Origin of the sequence: Acinetobacter genomosp. 33YU (genome assembly GCF_001990725.1) — a bacterium.
Taxonomy (GTDB): domain Bacteria; phylum Pseudomonadota; class Gammaproteobacteria; order Pseudomonadales; family Moraxellaceae; genus Acinetobacter; species Acinetobacter seifertii.
Genome location: NZ_LFZQ01000011.1, coordinates 538,206 through 557,216, shown reverse-complemented (window position 1 = coordinate 557,216; position 19,011 = coordinate 538,206). Strand labels below are relative to the sequence as shown.

The 19,011-nt window shown below is 33.7% G+C and carries 22 protein-coding genes and 4 pseudogenes; 18 read left to right on the top strand and 8 right to left on the bottom strand.

Annotated elements, in window-relative coordinates:
• Positions 1 to 45: 45 nt before the first annotated feature.
• Entirely contained in the window at positions 46 to 531 is a 486-nt protein-coding gene (locus AC056_RS16240) for a hypothetical protein (RefSeq protein ID WP_077164225.1), read from the top strand.
• On the opposite strand, the gene AC056_RS16235 is transcribed toward AC056_RS16240, so the two are convergent.
• Positions 528 to 1,226, bottom strand: coding sequence for a DUF1826 domain-containing protein (locus AC056_RS16235; protein WP_077164224.1), 699 nt, complete (start codon positions 1,224 to 1,226; stop codon positions 528 to 530). The two genes, AC056_RS16240 and AC056_RS16235, sit on opposite strands and share 4 nt — an antisense overlap.
• A 527-nt stretch (positions 1,227 to 1,753) precedes the next feature.
• Between AC056_RS16235 and AC056_RS16230 the strand changes: the two genes are divergently transcribed.
• The 4 genes from AC056_RS16230 (at position 1,754) to AC056_RS16215 (ending at position 4,004) form a co-directional block, all read left to right on the top strand.
• Complete coding sequence (locus AC056_RS16230) at positions 1,754 to 2,218, top strand: hypothetical protein (protein ID WP_139344669.1); 465 nt, start codon at positions 1,754 to 1,756, stop codon at positions 2,216 to 2,218.
• Positions 2,219 to 2,351: 133 nt separating this feature from the next.
• On the top strand, positions 2,352 to 2,750 hold the full coding sequence (locus tag AC056_RS16225; protein WP_077164222.1) for a hypothetical protein: 399 nt from the start codon (positions 2,352 to 2,354) through the stop codon (positions 2,748 to 2,750).
• A gap of 349 nt (positions 2,751 to 3,099) precedes the next feature.
• Positions 3,100 to 3,294, top strand: a complete 195-nt coding sequence (locus tag AC056_RS16220) for a hypothetical protein (RefSeq protein ID WP_077164221.1) — start codon at positions 3,100 to 3,102, stop codon at positions 3,292 to 3,294.
• A 251-nt stretch (positions 3,295 to 3,545) separates the two neighbouring features.
• On the top strand, positions 3,546 to 4,004 hold the full coding sequence (locus tag AC056_RS16215; RefSeq protein WP_077164220.1) for a hypothetical protein: 459 nt from the start codon (positions 3,546 to 3,548) through the stop codon (positions 4,002 to 4,004).
• A gap of 95 nt (positions 4,005 to 4,099) precedes the next feature.
• Here the strand turns inward: AC056_RS16215 and AC056_RS16210 are convergent, their stop codons facing one another.
• The 3 genes from AC056_RS16210 to AC056_RS16200 all read right to left on the bottom strand — a co-directional run bounded on the left by AC056_RS16210 (position 4,100) and on the right by AC056_RS16200 (position 6,364).
• Positions 4,100 to 4,528 carry a GNAT family N-acetyltransferase gene (locus AC056_RS16210; RefSeq protein ID WP_077164219.1) on the bottom strand — a complete coding sequence of 143 codons (429 nt, stop codon included), beginning with the start codon at positions 4,526 to 4,528 and terminating at the stop codon, positions 4,100 to 4,102.
• 121 nt (positions 4,529 to 4,649) lie between these two features.
• A complete protein-coding gene (locus AC056_RS16205; protein ID WP_077164218.1) occupies positions 4,650 to 4,988 on the bottom strand; it encodes a hypothetical protein in 339 nt (112 codons plus the stop codon).
• A gap of 128 nt (positions 4,989 to 5,116) precedes the next feature.
• Complete coding sequence (locus tag AC056_RS16200; protein ID WP_077164217.1) at positions 5,117 to 6,364, bottom strand: serine hydrolase; 1,248 nt, start codon at positions 6,362 to 6,364, stop codon at positions 5,117 to 5,119.
• 708 nt (positions 6,365 to 7,072) lie between these two features.
• On the opposite strand from AC056_RS16200, the gene AC056_RS16190 reads away from it, so the two are divergent.
• From AC056_RS16190 to AC056_RS16160, 8 genes and pseudogenes are all read left to right on the top strand, one after another.
• Positions 7,073 to 7,627 (top strand): TetR/AcrR family transcriptional regulator, encoded by a 555-nt coding sequence (locus AC056_RS16190; RefSeq protein WP_077164216.1) that lies wholly within the window; start codon positions 7,073 to 7,075, stop codon positions 7,625 to 7,627.
• A 454-nt stretch (positions 7,628 to 8,081) separates the two neighbouring features.
• Positions 8,082 to 11,516, top strand: coding sequence for a type VI secretion system tip protein TssI/VgrG (tssI, locus tag AC056_RS16185; RefSeq protein WP_322853135.1), 3,435 nt, complete (start codon positions 8,082 to 8,084; stop codon positions 11,514 to 11,516).
• 13 nt (positions 11,517 to 11,529) lie between these two features.
• Positions 11,530 to 11,844, top strand: coding sequence for a hypothetical protein (locus AC056_RS16180; RefSeq protein ID WP_077164215.1), 315 nt, complete (start codon positions 11,530 to 11,532; stop codon positions 11,842 to 11,844).
• 54 nt (positions 11,845 to 11,898) lie between these two features.
• On the top strand, positions 11,899 to 12,072 hold the full coding sequence (locus AC056_RS19930; protein ID WP_223857370.1) for an RHS repeat-associated core domain-containing protein: 174 nt from the start codon (positions 11,899 to 11,901) through the stop codon (positions 12,070 to 12,072).
• 81 nt (positions 12,073 to 12,153) lie between these two features.
• On the top strand, positions 12,154 to 12,468 hold the full coding sequence (locus AC056_RS19925) for a hypothetical protein (RefSeq protein WP_223857352.1): 315 nt from the start codon (positions 12,154 to 12,156) through the stop codon (positions 12,466 to 12,468).
• Between the two features lie 8 nt (positions 12,469 to 12,476).
• On the top strand, positions 12,477 to 12,956 hold the full coding sequence (locus AC056_RS16170) for a hypothetical protein (RefSeq protein WP_077164214.1): 480 nt from the start codon (positions 12,477 to 12,479) through the stop codon (positions 12,954 to 12,956).
• Between the two features lie 44 nt (positions 12,957 to 13,000).
• Positions 13,001 to 13,399, top strand: coding sequence for a hypothetical protein (locus AC056_RS16165; RefSeq protein ID WP_077164213.1), 399 nt, complete (start codon positions 13,001 to 13,003; stop codon positions 13,397 to 13,399).
• Positions 13,400 to 13,565: 166 nt separating this feature from the next.
• Positions 13,566 to 13,904: pseudogene (locus tag AC056_RS16160) on the top strand (hypothetical protein); the annotation flags it as partial.
• Positions 13,905 to 14,143: 239 nt separating this feature from the next.
• Here AC056_RS16160 and AC056_RS19420 read toward each other — a convergent pair.
• Positions 14,144 to 14,269, bottom strand: a pseudogene (locus tag AC056_RS19420) (IS982 family transposase); the annotation flags it as partial.
• Positions 14,270 to 14,454: 185 nt separating this feature from the next.
• Between AC056_RS19420 and AC056_RS16155 the strand changes: the two are divergent.
• The 4 genes and pseudogenes from AC056_RS16155 (at position 14,455) to AC056_RS16135 (ending at position 16,242) form a co-directional block, all read left to right on the top strand.
• Positions 14,455 to 14,781 (top strand): hypothetical protein, encoded by a 327-nt coding sequence (locus AC056_RS16155; RefSeq protein ID WP_000066162.1) that lies wholly within the window; start codon positions 14,455 to 14,457, stop codon positions 14,779 to 14,781.
• Positions 14,782 to 14,965: 184 nt separating this feature from the next.
• The gene (locus tag AC056_RS16150) at positions 14,966 to 15,244 is read left to right on the top strand and encodes a hypothetical protein (RefSeq protein ID WP_077164211.1); all 279 of its coding nucleotides are present in this window, start codon (positions 14,966 to 14,968) and stop codon (positions 15,242 to 15,244) included.
• Between the two features lie 86 nt (positions 15,245 to 15,330).
• A pseudogene (locus tag AC056_RS20045) lies at positions 15,331 to 15,645 on the top strand (hypothetical protein); the annotation flags it as partial.
• Between the two features lie 279 nt (positions 15,646 to 15,924).
• Positions 15,925 to 16,242: a hypothetical protein gene (locus AC056_RS16135; RefSeq protein ID WP_213033507.1), complete on the top strand. Its 318-nt coding sequence runs from the start codon at positions 15,925 to 15,927 to the stop codon at positions 16,240 to 16,242.
• Between the two features lie 33 nt (positions 16,243 to 16,275).
• On the opposite strand, the gene AC056_RS16130 is transcribed toward AC056_RS16135, so the two are convergent.
• The gene (locus AC056_RS16130; protein WP_077164209.1) at positions 16,276 to 17,166 is read right to left on the bottom strand and encodes a hypothetical protein; all 891 of its coding nucleotides are present in this window, start codon (positions 17,164 to 17,166) and stop codon (positions 16,276 to 16,278) included.
• Positions 17,163 to 18,230, bottom strand: coding sequence for a GNAT family N-acetyltransferase (locus tag AC056_RS16125; protein ID WP_077164208.1), 1,068 nt, complete (start codon positions 18,228 to 18,230; stop codon positions 17,163 to 17,165). The genes AC056_RS16130 and AC056_RS16125 overlap by 4 nt, the downstream gene beginning before the upstream one ends.
• Here AC056_RS16125 and AC056_RS19600 point away from each other — a divergent pair.
• Positions 18,199 to 18,387 (top strand): annotated as a pseudogene (locus tag AC056_RS19600) (short-chain dehydrogenase); the annotation flags it as partial. The gene AC056_RS16125 and the pseudogene AC056_RS19600 sit on opposite strands and share 32 nt — an antisense overlap.
• On the opposite strand, the gene AC056_RS16120 reads toward AC056_RS19600, so the two are convergent.
• On the bottom strand, positions 18,384 to 18,986 hold the full coding sequence (locus AC056_RS16120; RefSeq protein WP_077164207.1) for a DoxX family protein: 603 nt from the start codon (positions 18,984 to 18,986) through the stop codon (positions 18,384 to 18,386). The pseudogene AC056_RS19600 and the gene AC056_RS16120 overlap by 4 nt on opposite strands.
• Between the last annotated feature and the right edge of the window lie 25 nt (positions 18,987 to 19,011).

Genomic DNA, 19,011 nt, shown 5'->3' with positions numbered 1-19,011 from the left:
TGTGTTCAGCGGACGCTTACGTATTAACTCAAGTATGGGCAAGTTATGTTAATTCAATTAGAACTCACATCGGAACTCGACATTACGCAGTTGCGGCAATACGATGATGAATATGACAACGAAATTAGTGTATTGACAGATATTTGTACTGAACTTTCTAAGAATAAACTCAATCAGTTTAAGATTCAGGCTTTTTCAAATGAGCTTTGGCCTGTAGATATCGAAACTGATCTGGTTGTTTTGTTAGAGCAATTGCCTGTTTGTATAAGAGAGATAAATTTGGGATCTGATTCTTCAATTGATTTATATGAGCAGGGTATAAGTAGAGAAATTTTATTAAAATTTAATCAGGGAAACTATAACTGCTATGGAAAAAGCCATGATGGGATCTGGGTGCCGAGTTATGCAGAAAATATCAGCCAAACAGATTTATTGAAAATGTTAAAAACTTTCTTAGATCATTTCTTATCAGCTTTAAAAAATAAGCACTCTAATAAATATCTTGTACACTGGTTAAGTGATAATACCTAGCAAATTAACAGCAATCGATACTCTCCATCTTTTTCAACGGGTGCTCTATGCACACACGGTAAAACTTTTTGTGTGGGATGATCTACCGCCAAACGCCACAAGTGTCCTGTACCCAAATTTATTGGTTGTGCATTGGGTTTAGGCTGATAATGTAAATCAAAAAAATACTCTGCTAAAAAGCTTTCAAATTTCGCTTCTGGGCCGTCGTGTAATGCTTTGAGTTTTTCTCTAATTTCTGGAATTAAAACTTTTTGTTCAACCTGATCATTAGGCACAATATCACTAGCCGCACCGTGATAAGTACATAAGAAAGTATCAGTTTCTATAGGCGAGCGATCAACATGAAACGAATAGACATCTGTTGAAATAAAATCTAGCTCTTCATCACGTTCATAGTGTTTAAGTAAATTAAGAACAGGTGATGCACCCATATCAGTTAAGAGTTGCATGTCTTTTAAAATAATGTCTCGAGCCAAATCACCTTGTTTTGAAAGCTCAAGTGCTAGCAAGTCTTCAGTAGAAATTTCGGTAATATTTTCTTTTAAATGAAGTTTAGCCACAATTTCTTTAAAGTCGCCCACCAAATTTCTGTGCCAACAAATAGCATTTTTATGTCCTTGAAAATGTATATTTACAAGTTCAGTAAAAGTAGACACCACCTCAACTTGCTGGTGGTCAGAAAATGTATTTGTCATATGTGAATTGAAGAAATCAGAAGCTAAGTAGCATAATATATACTGAGTTTTTTTGAAAATATTCTATTTAAGACAGTTAAATGGAAGGCATCTTATTTGTAATCATGAAGCTTATTGGGTAATTCCTAAGGCACATGAGTCGGAGAACATATTGGGGGAGTTATAGGAGTAGGTTTTTTTTTAACTGGTTCTTCGGAAAAGAGAGTTGTTCTTAGGGGTGAGCAAGTAGGTTTTCAAATTTTCGAAATTTTTTCTAAAAGACAGCCATAAGAATTTAGAGCATTTGAATCTCTTATTAATGATTCTGTAGCAAGTGTAGTAAGAAGAAATGGGATGAACGGGACAAAATGTCCGTATGATTCCTTCACACTAACAACAGACTTCATTTGAAGAGTTTTTATAGATGAAAGATAAAATTCCTAATAAAGATTTTTTAAGAACTTTAAGGGTATTAGAGCAAGCAGAACGCTTAAAATTGAAAACTGATAAAAGAAAATAGTTGTAATATCGATAATGTGAGGTTTATTTTGGAAGTTAAAAAATTTTTTGATTTTATCAATAGTTTGGATGATTTAAATTTGATTATAGATGAAGTGTATGTATTTATCGATAATGAGAGTGATGATCAATCTATCAATAAAGTAGATAATGTTGGTGAAATTGAAAAGGTTATATTTAAAGTGAAAGATTTTTATATAGTCTTTTCTGTTAATTATGACGATAATGCAATGGCAGTTGAGATTGTAAAGGATTTCAAAGAAGGCGCACTGGCTTCTGTATTTATTAAGGATTTCATGGGCTTGAAAGGTTATGCTCTAGGTTCTTTCTATGATATTGTAAATACAAATGGTTTTTCTGATGGCCTCAAAATAACTTTTTATGATCCTTTAATTACTGGAAGTAGACATTTTTTTTCTTCGCTCACATTTTTTTCAAGTTATTCAGGATTAATGTATGAGTTTAGAGACTACGGAATAGACCGTTATTTTTAAAACGAGATAAAAATAACTTCTATGTTGAAACTAATAAATTTTTTCCAGAAAATAAATTGCATAAAAAACACTGATATATTACTTGATGATCAATATGAAATTTTCTATTTAAATCTATCGGATTTTACTAAAAATGATTAATTCGGCAGAAGAATTTGTTTTACTTCGAACTAGTGAAGCACGTAATGAGTATATCCGTGCGGCCCATGAGGAGGCTCCTGATATTGTTTGGATGGATATTATTTCCAGATTTCCTGAAATGAGAGAGTGGGTTGCACACAATCGTACTGTGCCATTAAATATATTAGAAATTCTAGCGCGTGATATGAATGAATCTGTCCGGTCTACAGTTGCTAGTAAAAGAAAGCTTAGCCCAGAACTCTTTGATCTATTGTCTCAAGATATGAGTGAATCAGTTCGTGAGAGAGTCGCATGCAATAAAAAGGTTCCAGCTCATATTTTAAAAAGGCTTGCTAATGACCCAGTACGGTTTGTTCGCGAAGCTGCTTTAAAACGGATGGAGAATTACTAAAGGATTTTTCAAACGATCAATATGGAATAGATCATGGTTGATTTCCAGATATAGATAAGGGTTTAAATGCATTATTAGTTGCACCTGCCAGTGCAACTCGCTGGAATGGACGATTTATCAAAAAACACCCAAGGCTGAATTGGTGATACCGCATATATAGGGAAATTGTAGGTCTTACAGTACTAAGATTTTATATCTGTATTCTGGAAGTCTAGTTAGGGTATACGGTTGGTGACAACATAGAATGAATATATTGCCTGTTGACTGCTATAATAATATTAACTACAAAATCTAAGCTAAGTTCGTACTTAAAGGCGGACTTTTTATATGTGTAATTCTGTTAGGAAATATGAAACGATACTACAAACAAATTGAATCGGCTGCTTCACATTGGACAACTGAACAAGACTGTTTTTTAATAGAAAATAATTCGCTTTCTATTGATGAATTAAAAGAACATTTGCCATTTTCTGAAGAAGAAATTAGGGTTCGTAGATCGGTTTTGGGGTTAGTCAGAAGAGATCAGCAAATGCGGCCTTATTAATTTTACCAAATGGTAAATTTTAATTGAAAATAAATGTTTCAAGAAATCTTAATAATTTAGAAAAATTGTGGATGAGTTATCAAAACCATACTTTTTTTAGGTGATTATTTAGCAAGGTTTACAGAACACTTTAACTAATTACATTCAATAATAAGAACATTTCACTCCTTTACATTTGTTTCATCATAATCAGAACCATAAATCATTTTAAGATCAAAACTTTATAACAATTGAGATCGAGGAGGTTAAAAATGCCAAAATATTTAGCCGTGGCTGAAAAGGTTTATAAAAACATTCAAAAAGATGACTTATTCACCAATGATCTTACACAAAATCTGAATTGTTTGATCAGTCAGATACGTAAGGCCATTAAAGGGACTGAGTTTAAACTTAAGTTTAATTACATCGATTTTGATGAGCAATTAACTAAACCGATTAGTGAGTGCAAAGTTAAAGTTGATTTAAGTGTAATGCCTAAGTTTGAAAATGAAGGAGAGTATTTACTTTGGTTAGCAAGTTTTATTGAACGGATTACAGAAGGGGGAAAACCTAAATTTCCGCCAATTTCACAGCTCATTCCACATGGTTTTAAGATGTCGAAAGAATCATTCCCTGTAGTCGCTGCGCCTCAAAAAGAACAGCATGCAGATATGATTATTAGCTATTTTAAATCGAAAGATTTTCTGAAAACCGAGAAAAATCCTTCATAAAAGAATATAGAAGTATTCGTCCACCATACTTCTATATACCTGCTGGTTTATACTCAGCGACCGCCTTCTGGGGCGGTTTTTTTATGGGTGTTATTTCATTTGCTTCTTTCTAAAAGCAAAACAGGTTTGTCGTAATTACTATTACACCACTCATGTTTTTTAATTACATCCTGTGGTACTTGAACCATGTCTTTTACTAGAGCAAAACCCATCGAGCTGTAAAAACCTTCTAGTTCTGCAAAAGGTAGACAATAAAGCACAGAAAAATCTGAATTTTTAATTAAGAAATCGACCACTTTACGGGCGATGCCTAACCCTTCATTATCAGGAAAGACGTAAATTCCACCGAGTTCGCCGCTATTCAAATCAATAGACACAACTCTACCTTGACCAACAATTTTGTTACCTATAGAGGCGAGTACAATAAGCTCATCTTCATGTGATGGAACAAAGTCAACCTCAGCATATCGTTCGTTTATGGCTTTTAGATCGGCAGCGTTAGCAAGTCTTAATGAAATGTCCATTATGTTTCCTATACGTGTTAACTTTAATTTTGGGTCTTTATTTTTAAAGATGACCAAAGAATATAAAACAAGACAAATCAGTTATCTAATTATTTTATATATTTCCCAAAGCACCATTAAGTTAGATCAGGGGAGGGAAAATAAGCTTTCCTTTATGAAAATATTTCTTTCCTTTATAGGATAAGCGTGAGTTGTAGTCAGTGTCGATCATGAGCGTTACAGTTTCAGCTTTTGCACTTATTGCGTAGTAGAGATCATATTGCTCTTCTGTTTTAACACTCACTATTTTGCCATTTGATAGAATAGCCTCAGCGGCTTCTAAGTCAGTTTTATATTTATATATATCAATGCTTTTTTGTGCTTCCCACCAGAGAATAATATCTTCAATATTTTCAAAAGGGCTATACCAAAGAACTTCTAGCGCACCCTCATCAATCGCTACGGGTATAATTAATGGCATCTTCATCACCAACTATTTATTTAATAATAAATTCTTCAAAAACGACTGTACGTGAGTATCTGTATAACTCCAAATCAACCCATCATAAAGAGTTGCTAAAGCCTTCTAGTCATGATGGGTCTTTATAGTTAAGGATTTATAGAATCAACGGCTTGAAGTATGCCTGTAAATAATATTGCCAGTTTTGACTCAGGCTGCGGCTCATTTCCATTTGCGGTAAATACTGCACAAACTTTATGACCTTTTTGAGTTTTACCAATCACAGAAAAGTTAATCACGCCGTATTCAGAACCACCTTTAAACCCAATTTTTTGCCAATTTAAATTTTTAAACAATGGATTTAAAGAGCTGTTTAGTGCAGGGGCATCTTGAACACTTTCAAGCAGAGGACAAATCTCATTGGCTGACATATACCATTCAGCATCTTGCCAAGTAGCCGATTTTCCAATGCTACTCACACTTGGTAGTGGCAGTTTGTCTAGCTCAGAGAGCACTTCTAAACGAGCCGACTTTGTACCTGTTTTAAACTTATTTTTTAGCTTTTCGTTGCTTGGGTCAATCAGTTGAAATAGTTCTCGTGTCGTCAGCATCGGGATATTTCTAGGTGATAGTGACTCTATACGAGGCTTTTTTAATACATCTATAAGACTATCGGTCGCTGTGTTATCGCTAATTTGTATCATTAACTGCGCGAGAAGTTCCAGATTTACAGGTGTGCCATCAGGCAAGTTTTGTAAAACTCCAGTTGGCAATGAGCGATTTTTTTCTTTTAAAGAGACTATAGTTTCTCTTTTTAATTCACCTTTTTTTATCGCATCTTCATACGCTTTTAAAACGAGTAACTTAAAAGTTGAACCCACAGCCATTGGAGTTTTATCATTTTCAACAACCACAGGTTTGTTATCTACAATAACTAAAAGAGAGGTTTTACCGACTGCATTTTCATGTAGACCTTTAACCATTTCGTCTAGGCTTACGGTCTTAAAATGAGGTGCGCTAAACCAAAGGGTGCTAATTTGCCCTTGCTCATCTAAGCTAATTGAAACAGGTAATTCGCCTTTCTCGAAATCAATCGTCCCTGAGCCATTTGAAACATTAATACTTTTAAGAGTGCCCAAAGAGGCTTTTAAATCATCAACGATTTTTTGAATTTGTGTTATGGAAACTTGTCCTAAAAATTGAGGACTAAATAAAGCAGGTTCTACGGGTTTATCTGCAAAAATTGATGAAAGCTTAGCCGATAAATTATCCATTTTTTGTTCTGTCGCTGCATGAGTAGTAGAAATAACAATAGGGGAAACATTTAAAGCCATAACGCCTACAGCAAAAAATAAAGCTCTAGTTGTGTACATTTTCTTGGTGAGAAAGTTCTTCATTCAATGTCCTCTTATATTCAGACTCATCTACAGTTTTTTATAAATGGTTTTAAAATAAGCATTCATTTTGGCCCATCAAAACTTATATATCTATATAAATTTCTTCAATTTTATAAACCCTAATTTAATAATAAAACTAAATTATTTACCCTTACTTTTTAATGATTTATTTTAAAGCAAATGTCATTTTGTGTGCTTGACTGCACGTAACTTGGATAATATCCTTTCCGGACTGGCCTACATTGCCAGGTGGTTTTGACAGACCACTTAGGACCGCATCAGATTTATTCCTTTCTGAGGGATACTTCTATGTGTACTTCTCGTTCCCTCCCGTAGCGGTAGGACGGGAGAGGGACACATTCGTGTGTGCTGGAGTCCTACCAGTCTGTCAACCCTCTTCCGTTCTGCCACCATAATTTTAATGTCTGGTAGAACTCCCAATAGAAGGAGTTGGCTTTGCACATTCATTATTTCTTGGCTCTCGATGCCAAAAGCTATAACGACACTACTTAAATCATCTTTAAACAGCTTGATGGCCTTTAGGGTTCTCAGGCTTTAAGTCATTACGGCTCAAAATTTGTATCAACAATAAAACTTGAGATGTGCCAAGCACAGTCTTTATGGCTTTGCTGTGCCTTTTTTTCTCCCAAAAAGGGCACAGGCTTTTTTCTCTTTTAGAAACAACAAGAACTTATAACGGTAAAAACTATGCCACCTTTAGTATTTTCTACACGTGCTTTAAAAGTTATTAATAAGGCGATTGATTTATTTCACCACCACGGATTTCATTTAGTGGGCGTCGATAGAATTGTGAGAGAATCTGAAATTACAAAAATGACTTTCTATCATTATTTTCAGTCCAAAGCGCGGTTTATCGAAATTTGCCTACTCGTGCAAAAAGAACGGTTACAGGAGAAAGTCATTGCAATGGTCGAGTACGACCACAACACAAGCGTAAAGGAAAAACTCAAAATACTTTATGACTTGCATACCGACTTGGAAGGGCGGTATTACCTGCTATTTAAAGCCATTTTTGAAACTAAAAATAATTATTCAAACGCTTACCAAGTCGCCATTAAATATAGAACATGGCTGACCAATGAAATCTATAGCCATCTCAGAGTACTTAATAGGGAAGCCTCATTTCATGATGCCAAATTATTTTTATATATGATTGATGGTGCCATTATTCAGCTTCTAAGCTCAGATATTTCAAATGTGAAAGAACAGTTGTTTGAGAAATTTCTAATGTCATTTATTTGAAATTAGAAGAGTGTTAAGAAATGTTAAAAATTGTTTCTAATTATAATTTAAAATATCTAAACTATTTTAAATTGAATCTTTGAATGGAAAGTAATTTAGAAGTATTTTTCAATAATAGTAGATCTATTTTTGAATTTTAAAAATATTATAAATAACAGTGTATTACGTTGTTATTGATATTTGAATTGACCAATAAAATGTATAAGCTTGTTCATTGCTTATACATTTTTTAAACAGTTGATTTATTGGCTTATTTTTAAAAATTAATGCTTTATAAATGCGGCTTAATATAGCAAAATTAACAAATCTTTTGATCATGCTAGGGTTAGATTCTATTCTGTTAAATAGAATAAGTTTTAATATTTAATTTAAATGTAAAATTAATTCTTAATTAAATAGACAGATCTGTACGTGCTTTGTAAAATACCGCTAAATATAATTCAGTCCTATAAAGATGTTGAACAGTATTCATCAAGTTTTAGATAGTTTGGGCATTAGCCCACAGAAACGAGCTATTCATATTCAATTTACGTCTCCGATATTGAATGACCAAGTCTTTCTGCAAAGAATTGATGGCGTACATGCACTCAATGATGGTTTAAAAGCAGAACTTTTATGCCTATCAACCAATGCAACGATTCAACTAAAATCTTTTATTGGTGTTCAGGCCGCTGTAGATATAGTGACGGAGCGAGGTGAATTAACCCGTGTTACAGGCATTATTACTCATGCTCAGCAAGGCCAGTCAGATGGAAGCCTAACTTTATATAAGCTGACCTTAGAAGATCCAACCGCATTATGGAAATATCGCCGTAATTCGCGCGTATTTATGAATAAAAGCGTGGTTGAAATATGGGAAATACTCTTTAAAGAATGGCAAGTTAAAAATCCGCTATTTGCTGCAAGTTTAAGTTTGGATTTAAGCGGTTTAACACAAACTTATGATGTTCGTCCTTTTGTTATGCAACATAACGAAAGTGATTGGGACTTCCTCACACGCTTACTTCGTAGTGAAAATATCAGTTGGCTCATTGATGAAGCTCAGCATATTGTTCCAAGTACAGATACATCTATTCAAGCTCAAAAACTTAAGTTAATTGATGCCAATAGCCAATATCAGCCTTTAGACCGTAAAACGATTCGTTACCATCGTAGTAGTGCAGTGGAACAATACGACAGCATGACTCGCTTAACTGCCGAGCGTTCTCTTCAACCCAACGTTATGCATATACAACGTTGGCAAGCAGAAATATTAGAACAAGAAGAAGGGATTGGAAGCGTTCAAAGTAAGCATCAGCATAGCGAACAATATGACAATGCTACACTTGGCTTAGAGCAAGCTTGGAACTATGCGCCTGCATGGATTGGTGATTTAAAGGGTGAAGATGGTGTAACTAAATCTGGAAATCAACAAGTTGAACGCTTAAACCAGAACCTCCACAATTACTACGAGGCGCAGGCGAAACGCTTTATTGCGCAAACGACAGTCCGCGATGCCTGTGTGGGTTACTATTTTGAATTAAATGAACACCCAGAAATAGACCAGCATGAAAGCTCAGATAAAAGCTTTTTGATTGTTTCTAAAAATTTCTTTAATCAGAATAACTTACCTAAAGATTTAAATGACCAAATTAATGGTCTATTGGCACAAAGTAACTGGTCAATACAAAACTCCGAGAACAGTGATGAACGCCAAGCGAATCAACTGATTTTACAACGTCGTCATATTCCAACAACACCCGGCTATAACCCACAAATTCATAGTCCAGTCACTCATCCACAACGTGCGAAAGTGGTGGGCCCTGAAGGTGAAGAAATCTATGTAGATGAATGGGGGCGTATTAAAGTCCGCTTCCTGTTTACCCGCAACGATGACCATAGCCATGACGGTGGAGCAGGAACCAACAATAATGACACCGATTCTGCTTGGATTGATGTTCTAACGCCGTGGGCTGGAGAAGGGTACGGTGCACGTTTTTTACCGCGTATTGGTGAAATTGTTGTTATTGACTTCTTTAATGGCGATATAGACCGACCATTTGTAATGGGTCGAATTCATGAAGCCCAGCGCCAACCGACCAAATTTGATAATAAAGGTAAACTTCCTGACACTAAAAAGCTGAGCGGTATCCGTTCCAAAGAAGTGTCGGGTGGTGGTTTTGGACAACTCAGATTTGATGATACAACGGGACAAATTAGTACCCAGCTACAAAGCAGTTATGGTGCAAGCCAGTTAAATCTGGGGAAATTGAGTCATCCTAAAGATAAAGCGGAAAGTGAAGACCGCGGAGAAGGTTTTGAACTGCGTACGGACCAATGGGGAGCTTTGCGCGCGGGGCAAGGTTTATTGGTGTCTACCCATAAACAGGATAATGCCAAAGGCGAACACCTTGATGCCGAAGTTGCCAAAAAGCAACTTGAAGGTAGTCAGACTAATAGTAAAGCACTGAGTGACATCGCTAAAAACCAGAAAACCGATGAAATAGAATCGATTGAGCAGTTAAAAGATTTTGCCTCACAAATTCAGCAACAAATCGCTAAATTTGAAAAAGCTTTACTTCTTTTAAGTTCACCGGATGGTATAGCTTTGAGTACTTCCGAGGATATTCATATCTCGGCTGATGCACAAATCAATCAGATTGCTGGAGACAGCATCAATATAAGTACTCAAAAGAATGTGATTGCACATGCTCAAAATAGGCTGAGCCTTTTTGCCGTTCAGAGCGGGCTAAAAGCAATAGCAGCACAAGGCAAGGTAGAAATACAAGCCCAATCAGATGCTTTAGATGTGCTTGCTAATAAAGGTATTACTATTTCTTCGACAGAAGATCGGATTGAAATTAGTAGTCCTAAAGAAATTGTAATTACTGGTGCAAGTTCGCAAATTACCTTAAATGGTTCAGGAATCTTTCCGAAAACTGGCGGGAAATTCCAAGTCGGACAAGAGCAGAACATCATTTATGGATGGGATAGCGATACACTTGCTTATGAGTCCACAGAGGAGCTGACTAAGCACTACATCTATGAAAAAGACAGTTTTGTGCCGATGCTACAAGCTGTTTATTTAAGTCCGATAGAATTACACCAAACACCAGATTGGTCAGATCGGCCTTATAACATACACCGTGACCCGCTTTGGAAAACTGAAAAAGAGGGTAAAGAATTTGATGATGTATGGTTCTATCACTGTGACCACTTAGGTACGCCGCAGGAAATGACCGACCATACAGGTGCAATTATTTGGAAAGCCGAATATAAAGCATGGGGCGAGTGTAAAACAGAGAGAGCCAAGTCGAATTTCTTCGAAAATAGTGAAATTATTTCAAATAATATCCGTTTTCAAGGACAGTATTTTGATGAAGAGACAGGGTTACATTACAATCGCTACCGTTATTATTCGCCGTATGTAGGTAGGTTTGTCAGTAAAGACCCGATTAAACATATTGGTGGGTTTAATCTTTATCAATATGCCAATAATAGTACAGGATGGACTGACCCATTTGGTCTCAGTGCTGTAAATATACTTAAAAAAATTGCTGAAGTGCGTGCTGGCCGTAGTGTAACAGCGTGTAGCTATAAAGAAGCTGGTGAGATTCTATTTGGGGCTTTTCCTAATGCACAGAAATCGGCTGGGGCTAGTGATAAATCTCCTGAAAAAACAGCAAAAGATAAAAAGGCCTTTAAACAAAATAGACAGAATTCAACAAATAATGCTTCATATCATATGGACTATAAAATTAATCCATTAACAGGAGTGTTATTTGGACATGAATCGTTACCAGATGGTCATCCACATAAAACTATTCCTCATATCAATATTTTTACACCAGAGGGCAAAAAAGTTGATATTTTTGTAAAAACACCTAAAAATTGTCCAGTTAAAAAATAAAGAGGTAAATTTAATGAGCGAATTTTACGAGAATATTGAAAAGCTTATTTTAAAGAAAAATCCTATATTAATCTCGAATATCGATAATATGGTTGAAGATGAATATGTATTAGATTTTTTTTTAAAAAAAAATAAAAATATTATTAATTTTACATTTTCTAAGTATTTGGATGAGTATGGAGATGCCGTAGACTTATATGATATATATGATCATTGTGAATTTAATTGTTTGAATGATTTTTTTAAATATTTTGGTGAAAACTATAAGGTGTATGAGGCGGTGCTAAATGGAATTTTAAAAAAGGACTATAGTAGGTTCTTAAAGTGATAGATTTACTAATTGAAATTTATTTTTTAAGTCTAAGTTAGAAATGATAGATATATTAAAGGTCAGTATTTTGATGAAGAGACAGGATTACATTACAATCGCTATTGTTATTATTCCCCATATGTAGGTAGGTTTGTAAGTAAAGATCCAATAGGGTTATGGGGAGGAATAAATGTTTATCAATATGCTGCAAGTTCAATTAGTTGGGTTGATCCTCTTGGCTTGTAAAAAACTAGCAGCAAGCAAAAGCAAGGATCAGCGAAACCAGAAGAAGGAATTCCTAAAAAAACATGTCCGCATTCAAATGTAGTGAATGCTTTAGATGGTTTCAAAACAAAGAGATATCAGTTTGGAAGTAATACATATATTTTAGACAAAGCAGCCATGACACATATCTTAAAACGACATCACCCTGAATATTGGGATGGCTCAATTAAAAGTACACAGTCTTTTTTATGCCCAAATCTATCAATTAAGCAAATTGAAACAGAAATTAGAAATGTATTACAGGCTAATCGTGAAAAATTAGCTGAATCAGGGGCAAATGCTAAAATGTTCCAACTACCAAAAACAAATGGTAGGGTAGTTGGATTAAATCGTGGACGAATAGGGCAATTTTATTGAGAGGTCGTATGATTAAATTTAAGTCACTCATTAAAATTAATGATGATTATATTGATATAAATGACATTGCTTTTTCTTATCAATTAAAAAATATTGATTGGGATTATGTTGAAGGAAAAATAGTAATTTTTTATTATGAAAAAGAAATTTTTGGATCAAATGTTGTAGATGATATAAATTGGTTCTGGGGATTTATTGCAGATGGTTTTGAAGATTTTTTTAAAAATGGAAATTATGATATTGGTTTTCCTTCTCAACCAATACGCTTTACTATAATGAAACGTAAAATGAATCTAATTAATCTCAAAATTTCATCAGAAAAAGTTGTTTATTTGAATAAAGAATTTAACTCAATGGATTTTTTAAGATCTTTATTTAGTGGTGCTATTAATTATTTTAATTTTGAAAAGAATTTTAATAAAGATGAGATTTTTGAAATGAATAGGAAGATTAAGTTAATAGAGTCATATAATGATATGCTATTCTAAAGAATATATTTTTCTAAACTTTTGTTTTTCTTGAAGAGGATGTAATGATTAATCCTTCATTTCTTAATAAAACTCTATTAAATAGAGTTTTATTAAGTTCAATTGATTTAGAACATACAATTATAAGTTTAGGTCTGAATGTTTTAAACTATGGGGTAATAGATAAAGAGACAGATAAGGTGGAATTCATAGTTCAGGATGATAGAGAATCCTTGCTGAATATGATACGGAAATATTTAATGAAGAAGCCGATTCATGAGGAAGTACATGTATTCTGGTCAAATTTAAATAAATATTCAATTCTTTGTGATATTAAGTTTGTATTAGAAAATTTGGATAATATTTTTGATGAGGATTGGGATTTTTGGATTATTGGCGGAAATAAAAAATGGGTTATTGAAAACTATCATGAGGAAGAGTTGTCAATATTTTTATTGAATTGATGTGTTGGAACTATCATATAAAATGATTAGTTAGTTTGAGTGTGATAATTTTTACAATGAAATTGTATATTATTATGACATATGGTTAAACTTCTCGAATAGTTTGAAAATTTAAATAGTACTTTTTAAGTGCTATTTAAAGTAAAATATTTTAAAAGGCTGGTTGATGTACTTTTATAAAATTTATTCTTCTGAGTATATTTATAGAGATTTTTCTTTTGATTTGAAAGGGAAGCAAGAAATTATTGTTGACTATTTTAAATTTGACTTAAGTAATCAATTTTCAAAAAATCCTAGAATAAATTTACATTTTGACAATATTTTTTCTGATCAATTGAATGAAATATTGGATACAGATTTCTATTATTCATCTTCAGGAATTTTACTTTTTTCAAAAAGATTTTTTAATGAAATGAAGGAAGTTCTTGCAGACGAATGTGATTTCTATCAATGTTATATAATAAATCAAGAAGCAGATATTTACGCCATGTATATTAAAAGAAAAAATAATTTATTAGATGAAGATGACTTTATAAAAAATGATCTTGTAATAGATGACTTTTTATTGTTAGAGATACTGATAAACCATATATCTACGTAGTGAGCAAAAAATTTGTAGATATTGTTAATAAATTTAAATTAAAAATGAATTTCTTGGAATACTAAAATTAATAATTTTTAATAGTGAATTAATTATTTAGATTATTAATTCACTATTAACCCGAATCCTGCTTAAGCCGATAGTTACATGACTTGAATTGTTGGCTTATTTTGATGGGTGAGTTGATATGCACATAATGATGCGTAAATCCCTGTTAGAAACCCAGAAATACTACGTACTTTACTTGTCACTAAACTATAATGTCCTTCAAAAGATCAATATGTGGTCAAGTTATAAACATTTAAACTATTAATTATTTATTTAGTTTTTAATTTTTTTGCATTTAGAGTGGGATGTTTATGGCAGCAAGATTAAAGAACCGTTGTCATAAGTCATATTTGGGAACACCAAGCGGAAAATTTAAAGTTAACGGTCCAAAAGGGGATTATGAGTTATGAGTAATAAAGAATGGCGCGAGCTTTTTAATAGAAATGAGTATCACGAAATCACGGGATCTTATCTTTTAGTTATTGAGGATGCAAAGAGAAAATTTGAGGAGATTTCCAAAGGGGAATGGGATCTGAAGAAATATGTAGTATGGCTACAAATCTCAACTAATCAAAAATATGCATCAATAGGTTTTATTCCAAATATTGAAAACTTTATTGATGGAATACCATTTGAAATTCCTAATCAAGGAATGTATCAAAACGGAAGAGGTGTACAATTTTATTATGAAATTGATAATGTGGAGCTTAAAGAAACCATCTTTATGAGATGATTTATACTGTATGTAATTAACATATAAATTCGTGTTATACAAAAGAAAGTCAATCATAGGTAAACCATTTTTTGTAATTGGCTTTTGTTTTGTAAATTATTATTTCTAATAAAGATCAAGAAGTATTGATTGGAGACTCAATACCATCTAAGGCGTATCGAATTATAAACTGAGGTAATTAATTGTGAAGTTTGAAGAGTTTAATCAAATTATAGATAAGCTTTCGGAACAGGAAGAATATGAAAAATTTGATGAAATCTTAGATGATCAAATAGATGAAATAATAAAGTTAGATAGTAAAGAAATTGAAAAATATTTAATGCTTTATGCCTCATTAGCAGGAGATGCTAAATCTTTAGCTAGATTTGATAAATTATTTAATAAGGTAGTATCTTTCGGAAAAATTAAACAGACTGATTTAAAAAAATATGAGGAATTATCACCAGCTAATAGATGGTTGTAGTTTGTATAAAATTTCAAAATAGAACTCTATATTTGTTATTAGGTTCTATTTTTAGATAATTATGAAAATTTTTCATATATAAATCAAAAATGAATTGGGAAATCACTAATACAGAATTTTTAAAATTAAGTTTTCCAAATGAAATTGATAATACTGTGATAAATAAAATTGTCTCAAATTTAAAATTTAAATTATTAAATGAGGAGAGCGTATATTTATATTTTTCCGGATCTGAACCAGTGATCGAGATAAATACTAACAAATTTTTTCTGAATTTATTTAACTTTATGGATGAATTTTGTTTTCTAGATTTTATTTATTTTTTAAGTATAGATAGTTCTAAAAAAGATATAAAATTAGTGGAGTTGAGAATTTTTGAATATATATGCGGGAATTTATGATTTTATATTAATCATGATAATTAGGGGGTTACATAAATAATTTTAAATAAATTTTTCTTGGAACACTATAAAATTAATAATCTTATTTCTTATGTATTGAATAGAAAGAGTAAACATCCATAATTACAAAGAGCATGGTAATGTCTTTACGACAACTCAACTATCAATAAATCTGACAGAATCTAACTTTTAGTATCAAATAAAAGCAGTTATCTTGATTCTACTTGAGCACAAACTCTTAAGTTGCTCGTCTTTAGTTAAAATTTTTAGGTATTTAAAATGAATAAAATGCATGTAACTTTGGCTGTAGTAGTCGGTTTAATTGTTGGTGGTGTAGTGGGTGCTTTAGGTTATTCTAAAACTGCCGCACGTTATGATGCTATGACCACGGCATGTGTAATGGTCAATCAAGCAGTTGAACACGGAATTTTAAAGCCTGAACAAGTAAAAGAGTTAGGTGAGCTTACAGGTCAAACCCTTAATAAAGATTATGCTTCTGTAGCATCAAAATTTAAGTTTTCTGAAAAGCAGTTAGGCAATGCTTCTGAAGGCTCGAATTGTAGCCAATTTATTGTTGGCGTAAACGCAGCGAAGTAATTAAAACAAAACCCACAGCTTGTGGGTTTTTTCTTATTGATTTGACCAAGCTGAATCTATGGCATGAATTAACCGTAGGTTCAGTGCTTTCTGTTCTAATTGCCAATTTGAGAGTTCTTCGGCAGTTGGTTCTTGTTGTCCATCCGAAGCTGCTAAAAACCGTTTAAAGTAGTTTTTATAATGATAGGCGGAAACATCGCCAGTAATATCAGCTGCTACTAATCGGCCCTTGCATGCTTCAATTAAGCTCTGCAAATGACTTTCAAGAAATTTTCCTTGGTCCCAGTTCGTCATGACGACTTCGCTCGACAGCACATCCTTATCAATCGATAAATAAATAGGTAAGTTCGATGCTTTTATTTCTGTGAGAAATGCAGTTAGTAACTCATCTGGATGATCGAAGTTTTGCCATGCATTCTTTTTGCCTGTAAAACGTACCCATGAAGCATTTTGCTGGATGCTCCAGTAGTGCAGCTTTCCTTTATATAGCGGTGACCAATGGTTTTCTACTGCATGTAGCCATCCAATATCACTTGAGCTAATTCCAAGTACATCTATTCTGGCAACTTGTGGAAGCTTACTTGCCCAATACACCCAGGAGCCACAGTGAATACCAAAAGGATAACGCATATTGTCAGGGTGGTTATCACACACAATCAGATGAATTGGCTCATCAGATGGCAGTCTTTCTAGTAAAAGCTGAGTAACATGGTGATAATCACCACTACCTAACAGGACACAACCCAACTTTGAAGGTAAATGCTGATTTAGGTGAGTACGTAACTCATCGAACTCTTTTAATTTACAACCAAAGCGAATGACTTCTTGCCATGAGGTGAGGTCAATACGTACCGCATCATCAGGATCACCAGCAGAATCATCAAAGTTTAAAACGACAGGTGTTCTGTTATTTACTGAACTCATGATCGTGTTTCCTGTTTAACATGCCACTGATGATCTGCTTCAAATAAAGGACGTAATTTCTTTAAAATAAAACGTAAGGCAGGGGAATGTATCCATACCAGATGACGTGTAAATGTAAATTTAGCCCCTAGTTGAGCTTTGACTTCAGGGTCTGTCCAGCCTGCAATGTAAAATTTGAGGTTGTTGGCTAGAGCATAGTCTAAATTTACGAACCAGCTAATAAAATATAAATTGTAGTCTTTTGCGAGCGGGTAATTGAGACCAATATATTTATCAACCAGATTGTCTTTGTATTCATAACAAATGTTATAACCGACTAAGGTTGTATTTGCCCAATATAAAAAGACTTTACCGCCACTGTGCACATCTTGAAGAATTTCTGAAAAAAACTCAGGGCTGAGTAGGTCAAAATGTATTTCGCTTTGGTGATAAACGGCCAGATAGAGTTCATATAAATATGTTCTAAACTCAGGATCATTAAAGCGTTCATCGCCCGTAGACAGTTGTTCAATGTTTAATTCATTTAAACTTTTGAGTTTACGTTTGAAGTTTTTACGGCGTGGTCTAGATAATCTAGAGAGATACTCTTCACGGCTTGAAAAATCGATAGGGACATAAGCTAAAGCTTGTCCTTCTACAGATAGAAAACCTTTTTTTTCTGCTTCTTGAATAAAATTGTGACTGTAATTATTTTCAAGTTCGCTGAGTAAAGGTGAATCTAACGGAAGATCTTTAATAATACCTAACTTAATGTTTTGATCATTATTCTTTAAAAAATCTGCTATCGAGTCTAGAGGAAGTTCACTAGGTAATAAGCTGTATTCTGTGACCGTTGTCCCGATAAAACATGTTTTAAAATGAAGAATTTTCCCCCAGGTTGAATATCCTGGCAAGGCTTTAATTTTTTTAAGAAGGTCTGTATCTAGAGTCGTTAATAAATCAAACTCTGTATAAAAATAAGGTAAAAAATCGCTAGGCGAATGAACCTGAAAACTTAAAGGTGGATGCTTTAAAAAAGCATCCACCACTGCCGAGCCAAAAGCACAGGCAATGGGGCTTAGCATAGGACAATGGTTAGAAGGTGCGGCTCAAAGTACGATGCTAAAACGATTGCCTACGCTTTCACAAGTTGCAGAAACTGTGGCTTTTCTAGCATCCGAACATGCGAACTCAATGACAGCAACCGTGGTAAATATGACGGCTGGTGCAATAATCGATTAGTGCAATTTATTTTTAATCCAATAATCTAAACTAAAGTAACGGCCACCTCCAAGCACAAGCAGAGCAAGCAACATAACCATGTAGGTCGCAGCAAATTCAATTCCATTATTTAAAATAACAAACGAACCGCTCGATGTAAGCCAGTCATAGTTGCCATAGTTCTGTAGAATTTCACGAGCTTTATCTAACTTTTCAGCGGAGGCCAATACTTGCATGTTGGCAAAGGGTGCATGCGGGTCAGCAATTGCTTGCCATCCATTAGGGAGATGTACCGTAAATATTGCAACCAACATGGTAATAATAAGTGGAATACTAATTAAACGGGTAAACAGACCTAATGTTAAAAGTATTGCACCTGCTAGCTCAGTTGCTGTTGCAAGCAAAGCCATTAAATAGGGGAAAGGAAGTCCTAATCCTCCATCTGAGTTGCCGAACCATTCTACAATGTCATTGAAGTGCATCAATTTATTTGTACCCGCCATCCAAAATATAGGAACGAGGTACAATCGAAGAGCAAGTGCTGCAATGCCATCAATATGTTGTAAAGACTTACCGAGATTTTGATAATATTGAGATAAGCCATAAATAAAGTTCTTCATGATAATTTCACATCCAATGCGATTG